This is a genomic window from Streptomyces sp. BRA346 (assembly GCF_052851135.1).
Window position 1 is genome coordinate 56,241 of the sequence record NZ_JAIWIH010000037.1, and the last position, 11,879, is coordinate 68,119.

At 73.5% G+C, this 11,879-nt stretch carries 2 protein-coding genes; both read right to left on the bottom strand.

Annotation, left to right across the window (positions count from 1 at the left end):
* Positions 1–30 precede the first annotated feature (30 nt).
* The gene (locus LCH29_RS34330) at positions 31–8,277 is read right to left on the bottom strand and encodes an SDR family NAD(P)-dependent oxidoreductase (RefSeq protein ID WP_446465598.1); all 8,247 of its coding nucleotides are present in this window, start codon (positions 8,275–8,277) and stop codon (positions 31–33) included.
* Between the two features lie 26 nt (positions 8,278–8,303).
* A partial coding sequence (locus LCH29_RS34335; RefSeq protein ID WP_446465599.1) for a condensation domain-containing protein occupies positions 8,304–11,879 on the bottom strand: 3,576 nt, incomplete at its 5' end.

Here is an 11,879-nt window from a genome sequence, read left to right on the forward strand (position 1 = left end):
AAGCGAGCAGCTTCTCGTCGCTCATGGTGTTCAGGGCCTTCCCAACTCATCGTCGATCAGGGCAAAGAGCTCGTCTGCGCCGGCCGCGGCCACGTCGGGATCCAGGGCGGGGTCCACCGCGTCGTCCTCCGGGCTCAGCGTCGCCAGCAGCTCCCACAGCCGGGTGGTGACGGCCGACCGCAGTCCGTCGTCAGCGGCGGCGGTCACGCTCGCCTCCAGCCGGTCCAGCTCGGCGAGGACGGCGGGGTTCACAGACCCGGCCGCGGGCGGCCCGTCCGTGAGCGGTTGCGGGGCGAGCCGCCCCAGCAGGTGCTGTGCCAGCGCGTGGGGGCTGGGGTGGTCGAAGGTCACCGTGGCGGTCAGCGCGAGGCCGGTCAGGGTACCGAGCCTGGTGCGGAGTTCCAGGGCGGTCAGCGAGTCGAAGCCCAGGTCGGTGAAGCCCCGCTCGGGGAGTACGTCGCCGGGCCCGGGGCGGCCCAGCACCGTCGCCGTCTCGGCCTGCACCAGACGCCGCACGGTCAGCTCGCGGTCCCTCTCGGGCAGGGCCGACAGCCGCTCGCGCAGCGGCTTCGCGTCCTCGCGCGCCCGCCTGCCACGGGCGGCCGGGGCCGGGGCCAGCCCGCGGAGGAGCGGGGGTGGCTCGGTGTCGCGGAGTGCGGACATGTCCAGCCAGGCGGGCACCAGGTGCGGCCGGTCCGCGCCCAGCGCGAGGTCGAGCAGGGCCAGGCCGTCACTGGTGGCCAGGGGCCGCAGACCGATGCGGGCCAGGCGCTGCCGGTCGGCGTCGGCGAGCCGGCTGGTGAGCCCGGTGCCCTGTTCCCAGAGCCCCCAGCCCAGGGCCACCGCGGGCAGCCCCTGGCAGTGCCGGTGGTGGGCCAGGGCGTCGAGGAACGCGTTGGCCGCCGCGTAGTTGGCCTGTCCGGCGAGGCCGAGCGTGGCCGAGACGGAGGAGAACATGAGGAACGCCGACAGGTCGAGGCCGCGGGTCAGCTCGTGCAGATGCCATGCCGCGTCGGCCTTCGCGGACAGCACGGCGTGCAGGTGTTCCGGCGTCAGCGACAGCACCGGGCCGTCCCTGAGGGTGCCCGCCGCGTGCACAACGGTACGCAGCGGTGCCGACTCGGGTACGGAGGCGAGGACGTCGGCGAGCGCGACCCGGTCGCCCACATCGCAGGCGGCCACCGTGACCGCGGCACCGGCCTCGGTCAGCTCGGCTACGAGATCGTCCGCGCCGTCGGCGGCCGAGCCCCGGCGGCTCACCAGCAGCAGGCGGCGCGCCCCGTGGCGGGCCACCAGGTGGCGTGCCACCGCAGCGCCGAGTCCCCCGGTTCCGCCGGTGATCAGCACGGTGCCATCGGGGTCCGCACCCGGCCGCCCTGGCTCGGGGGCGGGGACGGAGCCACGGGCGAGCCGGGGGACGAAGGCGACCTCCGAGCGCAGCGCGATCTGCGGTTCGCCGGTGGCCAGGGCACGTCCCAGCTGATCGGGCGGCGGTTCGCCGGTGGTTCCGGAGTCCACCAGCACGATACGGCCGGGGTGTTCGGTCTGGGCCGAGCGCAGCAGGCCCCATACGGTGGCGGCGGCGAGGTCGATGTCCTCGTCCGGTGTCACGGCCACGGCCCGCCGGGTGGTGACCACCAGCGGGGCGGAGTCTTCCGGATGCTCCCTCAACCACGTCCGGACGTCGCGCAGCACCGACTCCGCGGTCGTGTGGGCGGCTGCGGGCAGGCCGTCCGCGTCCGGCGCCGAGGGCGGCACGACGACGGTGCTGCCCGGTCGGGCCGGTGTGCCGGGCAGGGCGATCTCGCGCCACTCGACCTGGAAGAGTTTCGGGTCGGCCCGCCGGGCGTCGAGTGGCCGCAGGGTGAGGGAGTCGACGGACAGCACCTCGACCCCGCTGTCGTCGGCCACGGTCAGCGACGCACGGTTGTCCCCGGTCGGGCTGATCCGTACGCGCAGCCGGGACGCCCCCGCGCGCGTCAGCCGCACACCGGCCCAGGAGAACGGCACCACAGGTCCGGGGCCCGTCTCCAGCACCAGCGGGTGGAGTGCCGCGTCGAGCAGTGCCGGGTGCATCCGGAACGGGCCCGCCTCGTCGCTGAGGGCCATCTCCGCGAGGAGGTCGTCGCCGTCGCGCCACACCTGGACCAGGTTCCGGAACGACGGTCCGTACTCCAGGCCGCGCGCGGCCAGTTCCTCGTACCAGTCGGTGAGGTCCAGCGGTGTCGTCCCGGCCGGGGGCCACTGGCCGGGCACGATGCCCGCGCTGTCGGATGCGGCAGTGCCCACCACTCCGGTGGCGTGCAGCTGCCATGCCGCGTCGGTGTCGCCGAGGACACGTCCGTGGATGCGCACCGCGCGGTGTCCGGCGTCGTCGGGCGGCGCCGCGGTCAGCTGCACCTCGGCCTCGCCGCGCTCCGGGATCACCAGCGGGGTGCGCAGGGTCAGCTCTTCGACCATGTCGCCGACGCGCAGGGCCATTTCGAGCAGCGCGGTGCCCGGTACCACGATCTGGCCGAGCACCCGGTGGTCGGCCAGCCACGGCCGCCTGCGCGGCGACAGCCGTTCGGTGAGAACGGTGCCGGACCCCTCCGCGAGGTCCACCGCGTGTCCGAGCAGCGGCTGATCCGCCGCGGGGTCCAGCCAGTAGCGCCGGTGCTGGAAGGGGTACGGCGGCAGCTCGACGCCGAACGCGCCGAGGCCGGTGAACGCCCGGGTCCAGTCCACCGCGACACCGCGCGTCCACACCTGCGCCACCGACGCGAGGAACCGGTCCGGGCCGCCCTCGTCGCGCCGCAGCGTTCCCGATACCGCCGTGGCGGCCGCGTCGCCGCGGGCCTCCAGGGTTTCCTGGACGCTCATGACGAGCACCGGGTGGGAGCTGACCTCGATGAACGTGTCGTGGCCCTGTTCGGCCAGCTCCTCCACAGCGGACTGGAAGTGCACCGTCTGCCGCAGATTCCGGTACCAGTAGCCCGCGTCCACCGGGTCCTCGCCCAGCCAGTCCCGCTCGACCGTGGAGAAGAACGGCACCGTGGGCCGGGCGGGGCGCACGTCCGCGAGCACCCGGGCCAGTTCGTCCTCGATGCGTTCCACGTGGGAGGTGTGCGAGGCGTAGTCCACCGGCACCCTGCGCGCCCGGACGCCCTCCGACTCGCAGTCCGCGAGCAGCTCGTCCAGCGCCCGCGGCTCACCGGCGATCACGGTCGCGGAGGGACCGTTCACCGCCGCCACCTGCAGGCGACCTTCCCACCGCTTCAGCCGGGACTCCGCCTCCCCGCGCGGCAGGGCGACCGACATCATCCCGCCCAGTCCTGCCAGCCCCTTGGCGATCGCCTGCGAACGCGACGCGACGACCCGCGCGGCGTCCCGCAGCGACAGCGCGCCCGCGACGCAGGCCGCCGCGATCTCGCCCTGCGAATGGCCCAGGACGGCGGCGGGTTCGACACCGTACGACCGCCACAGCGCCGCCAGCGACACCATCACCGCCCAGGACACCGGCTGCACCACGTCGACCCGCTCCAGCGTGGGCTCCCCCGGCACCTGCCTGAGCACGCCCTCCAGGTCCCAGTCCACGAACTCGGCCAGGGCGGCCGCGCACTCGCGGACACGTCCGGCGAAAACCGACGAGGCGTCGAGGAGTTCCACCGCCATCCCGGCCCACTGGGAGCCCTGGCCGGGGAAGACGAACACCACCCGGCCACCGGTGTCGCGGGCCGCCCCGTGTACCGGGCCCGGGGCGTCCGGGCCCAGCGCCAGAGCGTCCAGCCCGGCCACCAGGCCGTCCCGTTCGGCGGCCACGACGACGGCACGGTGGCGGAAGGGGGTACGCCTCGTCGCCGACCAGCCGATGTCGGCCGGGCGCAGGTCCGGGGCGTTCTCCAGGTGGTGGCGCAGCCGCTCGGCCTGGTCCCGTAGTGCGGTCTCGGTCGCGCCGGACAGGACGACCGGCACCGGGAGACGATCTTCGGTGGTGTCCGCTGCGGTGTCTTCTACGGGCGTCGGCGGCTGCTCCAGGATCATGTGCGCGTTGGTGCCGCTCATTCCGAACGACGACACCGCGGCCCGGCGCGGCCGGTCGCCGACGGGCCATGTCCGCCGTTCGGTCAGCAGCTCGACCGCTCCCGACGACCAGTCCACGTGCCGCGACGGCTCGTCGAGGTGCAGGGTGCGCGGCAGCACGCCGTGGCGCATGGCCATCACCATCTTGATCACACCGGTCACGCCCGCCGCCGCCTGCGTATGGCCGAGGTTCGACTTCACCGACCCCAGCCACAGCGGACGCTCCCGCTCGTGCCCGTACGTCGCCAGCAGCGCCTGCGCCTCGATGGGGTCGCCGAGAGCGGTCCCGGTGCCATGTGCCTCCACCGCGTCGACGTCCCCGCCGGACAGACCGGCGCTCGCCAGCGCGTCGCGGATGACGCGTTGCTGCGACGGGCCGTTGGGAGCGGTCAGCCCGTTGGAGGCGCCGTCCTGGTTGATCGCGGAACCGCGCACCAGGGCCAGTACGCGGTGGTCGTTGCGCCGTGCGTCCGACAGCCGCTCCAGCACCACCATGCCCACGCCCTCGGCCCAGCCCGTGCCGTCGGCCGCGTCCGAGAACGCCTTGCAGCGGCCGTCGGGCGACAGCCCGCCCTGCCGGGAGAATTCGGCGAACATCCCGGGTGTGGACATCACCGTCACTCCTCCGGCCAGGGCCAGCGTGCACTCCCCCGACCGCAGCGACCGCGCCGCCAGGTGCAACGCCACCAGCGACGAGGAACACGCGGTGTCCACGGACACCGCGGGGCCCTCCAGACCGAGGGTGTAGGCCACACGGCCGGACGCCACGCTCGGCGCCCCGCCGGTGAGCGCGTGTCCGGCGAAGCTCTCGGTCGTCTCGTGCAATCGGGGCACGTAGTCCTGGTTCATGACGCCGGTGAAGACGGCCGTCCGGCTGCCGCGCAGCGTGGCGGGGTCGATGTCGGACCGTTCCAGGGCCTCCCATGACACCTCCAGCAACAGCCGCTGCTGCGGGTCCATCGCCCGGGCCTCACGCGGGCTGATACGGAAGAAGTCGGCGTCGAAGTCCATGGCGTCCGCCAGGAATCCGCCGGTGCGGACGTGTCCGGTATCCGCCGGATCCAGGCTCCAGCCACGGTCCTCCGGGAAGGCCGAAACGGCGTCCACACCCTCCATGACCAGCTGCCACAGGTCCTCGGGAGAGGACACACCGCCCGGCAGCCGGCAGCTCATGCCCACGATCGCGATCGGGTCGTCGTCGGTGGCGGCGGAGTCGTCGGGGGCCCACTGCCGGTCCGGCAGAAGTCCCGACAGCTCGTCGTGCAGATGGCGTACGAGCACGGCGGGGGTGGGGTGGTCAAAGATCAGCGAGGTGGGCAGCGGCAGACCGGTCGCGCGGCCCAGCCGCTCGCTCAGCTCCACCGCCGTGACCGAGTCGAAGCCCAGCTCCTTGAACGAGCGCTCGGCCTCGACGGTGCCGGGGGCGGTGTGTCCGAGGACGGCCGCGGCGTGGGAGCGCACCAGCGTCCACAGTTCCGGCTCCCCCGGGCCGGACGGCCCGGGGGTGGACTCCGCCTCCGGCGGCGCGGGCGACGGACCGGTTCGCGGTACGGCCGGGGAAAGGGCCTCGCCGGAGAGCCAATAGGGCTGTCGCTGGAAAGCATAGGTGGGAAGTTCCACGGTACGGGCCCCGGAGCCCTCGAAGAGCGGCCTCCAGTCCACCGCCGCGCCCCGCGCGTACACCTCGGCCATGGACAGCAGCAACCGCCGGGCGCCGTCCGCGTTGCGGCGCAGCGTGCCCTGCACCACCGCCCCGGCGGCGCCGTCAACGGTGTCCACCGTGGACCGCATGGCCATGGTCAGCACCGGGTGCGGGCTGACCTCCAGGAACACCCCGTGTCCGGCCTCGGCCAGCGCCCGGACGGTGTCCTCCAGCCGCACCCGCTCCCGCAGGTTCGCGTACCAGTACGCGGCGTCCAGCCGGTCGGCGCCGAGTCGGCCACCGGTGACGGTCGACCAGAACGCGACACCGGTGTCCCGGGCAGAGACCCCGTCGGCCGCCCGCAGGACGTCCTTCCGGATGTCCTCGACCTGCGGCGAGTGCGAGGCGTAGTCGATGGGAACCATACGGGCGCGTATGCCACGGGCCTCACACTCGGCCACCATCTCCCGCACCACGTCGACCGGGCCGGAGACGACGACCGCGCCGGGGCCGTTCACCGCCCCGATGGTCACCCGGCTCTGGTCCACCTCCCCGGGTGGCATCGCGAGCAGGGCCATGGCTCCCCGGCCGGACAGCCGGGCCACGATGGCCCGGCTGCGTTCCACCATCAGCCGCATGGCGTCCGCCAGGGACACGATCCCCGCGGCGCAGGCAGCGGTGATCTCGCCCTGTGAGTGGCCCGCCACGGCGGACGGTGCCAGTCCCACGGAGCGCCACACCTCGGCAAGCGACACCTGCACCGCGAACAGGGCGGGCTGCATCACGTCCATCCGCCCCAACGCGGCCTCGTCGGCGAGCACGTCCCGCAAGGACCAGTCGACGAGCCCGTCCAGCAGCCGCGCGCACTCGTCCATCCGCGTGGCGAACACGGCCGACGACTCCCACAGGTCCAGGGCCATCCCGGCCCACTGCGGCCCCTGTCCGGGGAACACCCACACCACGCCGGGCACGTGACCGGCCACGCCCTCCGCCACGTTCGGGGACGGCGCCCCGGATGCCACCGCCGCCAGGCCGTCCAGCAGTTCGGCGCGGTCCGACGCCACCACCACCGCGCGGTGTTCCAGCGCCGAACGGGTCGTCACCGCCGAATACCCCACGTCCGCCGGGCGCAGGCCCGGGTCGGCCGCCACCCATGCGCGCAAGCGATCCGCCTGGGCCCGCATCGCCGCCTGGGTCCGGCCCGACACCGCGACCGGGAACGGGGCGGCCGGGCGCACGCCGGCGGTCTCGTCAGCGCCGTCGCCGGTGGGGTCGGTGGGACCGCTGGGGCTTTCGGCGACCACCACGTGGCAGTTGGTGCCGCCCAGGCCGAACGAGCTGACACCGGCCAGCCGCGGGCCGTCGGGCCACGTCCTGGTGGCGGCGTTCACCCGGAGCTTCAGCCGCTCCATGGGGATCGCCGGGTGCGGTCGGGTGTAGTGCAGGCTCGCCGGGAGGGTCCCGTGCCCGAGCGACAGCGCCACCTTGATCAGCCCGATGACGCCCGCGGCGCCGTCCAGGTGCCCGATGTTGGTCTTCACCGAGCCCACGAGCAGGGGCTGTTCGCCGGCCCGGCCCTCGCCGAACACCGTTCCGAGGGCTTCCGCCTCGACCGGGTCGCCCGCCTTGGTGCCGGTGCCGTGCAGTTCCACGTACCGCACGTGCGCCGGTTCCACCCCCGCCCGGGCGCAGGCGTCCCGTAACAGCTGTCGCTGCGCCGCGCCGTCGGGCACGGTGAGGGCCTGGCCACCGCCGTCGTTGTTCACCGCGCCGCCCAGCAGGACGCAGTGCACCCGGTCGCCGTCGGCGAGGGCGTCCGTCAGGCGCTTCAGGACGACCACGCCGCCGCCCTCGCCCCGGACGGTGCCGTTGGCGCGCGCGTCGAAGGTGTGGCAGCGGCCGTCCGGGGACAGTGCTCCCGCCCGGGCGAAGGCGAGTGTGCTGTCCGGGGTCAGATTCAGGTGGACGCCACCGGCCAGCACCAACCCGGTGGTTCCCGAGAGCAGGCTTTCGCACGCCAGGTGGACGGCGACCAGGGACGAGGACTGCGCCGCGTCCACGGTGAGGCTGGGCCCGCGCAGACCGAGGTGGTACGAGACCCGGTTGGCGATCACTCCGCGGCTCAGTCCGGCCAGCGAGTGGTGGGACACGGTGTCCGGGCCGTTGCGGTGGGCGAGCGTGGCGTAGTCGTCGCCGGTGGCGCCGAGGAAGACGGCGGCCGAGCCGCCGCGCAGGGCGTCCGGAACCACACCGGCGTGCTCCAGTGCCGTCCAGCTCAGTTCGAGGGCCAGCCGCTGCCGCGGGTCCATCGCCGCGGCTTCCCGGGGCGAGATGCCGAAGAACCCGGGGTCGAAATCGCCGACCCGGTCCAGGAAGCCACCACGCCGCAGCCCCTCCGCGTCGAGGGTGCCGGGAACTCCGCCCAGGTCCCACCGCCCCGCGGGAACGTCCGTGATGGCGTCGACGCCGTCCCGCAGGAGCCGCCAGAAGGCGCCCAGGTCCTCGGCTCCGGGGACGCGGCAGGCCATGCCGACCACGGCCACCGCGCGCTCGGTCGGATAACTCGTGGGCATGAGGTGTTCCTTCTCCGATCGCGCCGTCACTCGGACTCGTCCGTCCGTGCCCGCTCCGCCCGTGCCCGATCCACCCGTGCCCGATACGCCCGTGCGCGCAGCCACTCCAGACCGGCGCCCGGGTCGGCCACGATTTCCTGCAACAGGTGCTCGTAGGACCGGGCCATGCGGCCGGCCGTCTCCCGGGTGAAGAGATCGGTGCAGTATTCGAGGGATCCCAGCAGCCCGGACGCCGTTTCCCGCACCGTCAGGCCGAGGTCGTACTTCGCCGTGCCGGAGTGAAGGTCGACGGGTGTGATCGCGAGGTCGTCGGCGTCGGTCCGGTCCGGCTCCGGCACCGGGTTCGGGACCAGGTTGAACATCACCTGGAACAGCGGGGAGTGGGCCGGGTCGGGCTCCGGCACCTGGCTCCTGACCAGGTCGGCGAAGGGCAGGTCCTTGTGCGCGTGGGCCTCGGCGGTGACCTGCCCGGCCCGGGCCAGCACCTCGGTGAAGGACCGGTCCGGGGCCACGTCCAGGCGCATCACGAGCGTGTTGACGAAGTAACCCACGAGGTGTTCCAGCTCGGCCCGGGGCCGGTGGGTGACCGGGGATCCGATCGCGAGTTCGTCGTCGTCGCTGTGGCCGCCGACCAGCACGCCGAACGCCGCCAGCAGGGTCATGTAGAGGGTGGCGCCGCGTTCCCGGCCCAGCTTCCGCAGCCCGGTGAGCACATCCGGCCCCACCTCGAAGGGGAGCGAGGCGCCCTGGTAGGACTTGACGGCGCGCCGCGGGTGGTCGGTGCGCAGCGACAGGCACGCGGGCAGCCCGTCCAGCTGCCGCCGCCAGTAGGCGCGCTGGCGGTCGAGTTCCGCGCCGTCGACCGCGCCGCGCTGCCAGCGGGCGAAGTCTGCGTACCGCAGCGGGAGTTCCGGCAGCTCGGGCCGGGTGTTGCGGGTCAGCGCGCGGTACAGGGTGAGCAGTTCGGACAGCACGATGGTCAGCGACCATCCGTCGAACACGCCCCAGGGCCGGGTGAGGACGAAGACGTGTTCACGCTCCGAGACCGGCACCAGGTGGATGCGCACCATGTACGGGTCGTCCGGTGCGAACGGGCGGGTCCGCTCGTCGCGCAGCCACCGGGTGAGCGCGTCGGCTCCGGTGATCCGCTCGGCGATGTGCACGGGGAAGCCGCTACCGTCGTTGACGCGCTGGGTGACCGTGCCGTCGTGGCGCACGTAGCTGGTGCGCAGGATCGCGTGCCGTTCGACCAGGGCGCGGGCGCTGTCCGCGAAGGCGTCCCGGTCCAGGTGGCCCGCCATCCGGTACGCGAGCTGAGCGTTGTCGTACGACGCGGGCAGGTGGCCGGGGTGGTTGAGGAACCACAGGTCGGCCTGCTGGAGGGAGAGCGGCGCGTCCGCGCCGGGCGCGGGTGCGGCGGGGACCAGCGGCGCGGTGTCCTCCGTGGTGGGCTCCTCCTCCAGCGCCGCGGCCATGTCCGCCACGGTGGCACCGGTGAGGATGAGCTGGAGCGGCAGTTCCCGGCCCGTCTCCTGGCGTACGCGCAGGTTGAGCCGTACGGCCAGCAGGGAGTGCCCGCCGAGGGCGAAGAAGCTGTCCTCCAGTCCGACGCGGCCGAGTCCCAGCACCTCCTGGAGGATGCGGCACAGCGTCCGCTGGGCTTCGGTGCGTGGCGCGGCGTATGCCTCCTTGGCCACGGCGTCCTCGTCGGGCGCGGGCAGCGCTCCCTTGTCGACCTTGCCGTTGACGGTGACGGGAAACTCTTCGAGGAGCACGAACACCCCGGGGACCATGTACTCCGGCAGGCTCGCGGACAGGTGTTCCTTGAGCAGGCGCGCCATCGACGGGCCCAGGTCGCCGATGCGCACCGTGTTGGCCAGGTGTGTCGCGCGGTAGGGAGCGCGGGCGCGGACCCGGGGCAGCTCGCCCCGGCCGAACACCAGGTCCAGCGCGTCGGGCCGGTCCTGGGACCAGGTGGGTTCGACACGGTAGCCGAGCTGTTCCGCGTGGCGCAGCACGGCGTCGAGTTCCCGTACGGCATCGGCCGCCGCGCGGGACAGCCGGACGCCTCCGGTCAGCGGCTCCACCTCGTGCGAGGACGGCAGGCGGGTGAGGTCGTCGCTGATCCGGACGTCGTCCTCGACCTGCGGATTGGTCAGGCCGCTGACGCCGAACCGGTCGGGGGTGCCGTCATCCAGGAGGGCGCGCAGCTGTGCCGGAGTGGTGGCCTCCAGCCAGGTCAGGGGCTCGTCGGCGGGGCCTGCGCCCTTGGTCAGGACCACGTCGTAGCGATAGGCGAGCATTTCGTAGTCGCCGGTGCCGCGCTTGGCCATGATGTCGACGGCGCCCAGCTCGGGGAACAGCTCGGGCAGGCCGGTGAAGAACGTCGGGCTGACGAGCAGTTCGCTCTCCTGACGGCGGCGGTGGCGCACCTGCGCGGCCAGCGCGGCGGCTGTCGTGCGGCCGCCCGCGCGGCCACGTTCGGCGGTGGTCAGGTGGGCCGACAGCAGGTCCAGGTTCCTGACGTCGCCGATGAGGATGCGGCCGCCCTCCTCGACGAGGGGCAGCAGCCGGGCGATGGTCTCCTCCAGGTAGGCCCGGTTGGGGAAGTACTGGGCGACCGAGTTGATGACGACGGTGTCGTACGTGGCGGGGGGCAGATGTGTCACGGACCAGGCGTCGCCCCGCTCCAGGGTGATGTGCGACCAGCCGCGGCGTGCCACGCCCCGGCGTACGTCGTCGAGGGCCGTGGCGGAGAGGTCGAGGGCGTGGACCGCGTCGCAGGCTTCGGCGTAGCGGAAGAGCAGCAGTCCGGTGCCGCAGCCGATTTCCAGCAGCCGCTTGGGGCGCAGATCCTCGATGCGCCGGACCGTGCCGTCGATCCATTCACGCATGTCGGACTCGGCGATGGGCTCGCCGGTGTAGCTGCTCTCCCAGCCGGCCAGGTTCAGGTCGTCTGCGGTGTCCGCGTCCCCGGTGGCACCGGCGTACTCGTCGTCGAAAACCCGCTGCCACTGGTCGAGAAGCGTGGTGTTCTGTTCCCGGGCGGCGGAGTCGAGCCACTGGGCGGTGGGGCGGACGTACGCGACCAGGCTGCGGTTGTCGGCGGACTGCCGGGGGACGACGACGGCGTGGGCCACCGCCTCGTGCCGGGCGAGGGCGGATTCGATCTCGCCCAGTTCGATGCGGAAGCCGCGGATCTTGACCTGGTCGTCGTTGCGCCCCAGGTACTCCAGCGAGCCGTCCGCCGTCTGGCGCACCAGGTCGCCGGTCTTGTACATGCGGGCGTCCGGCTCTCCGCGGAACGGGTCGGTCAGGAAGCGTTCGCGGGTCAGCTCGGGGCGGTTGAGGTAGCCGCGGGCCACGCCCGCGCCGCCCACGAACAGCTCGCCGACGACGCCGGGCGGTACGGGTTTGCCGCGCCCGTCCAGGACGTAGACGCGCAGGTCGGGGATGCGCTGCCCAATGGGACTGGACGTGCCCTCGGTGTCGGCGCGTTCCAACGGCCGATAGGTCACGTGCACGGTGGTCTCCGTGATCCCGTACATGTTCACCAACCGGGTGTCCCGGTTGACCGCACGCCCCATCCACGGCCCCAGCGC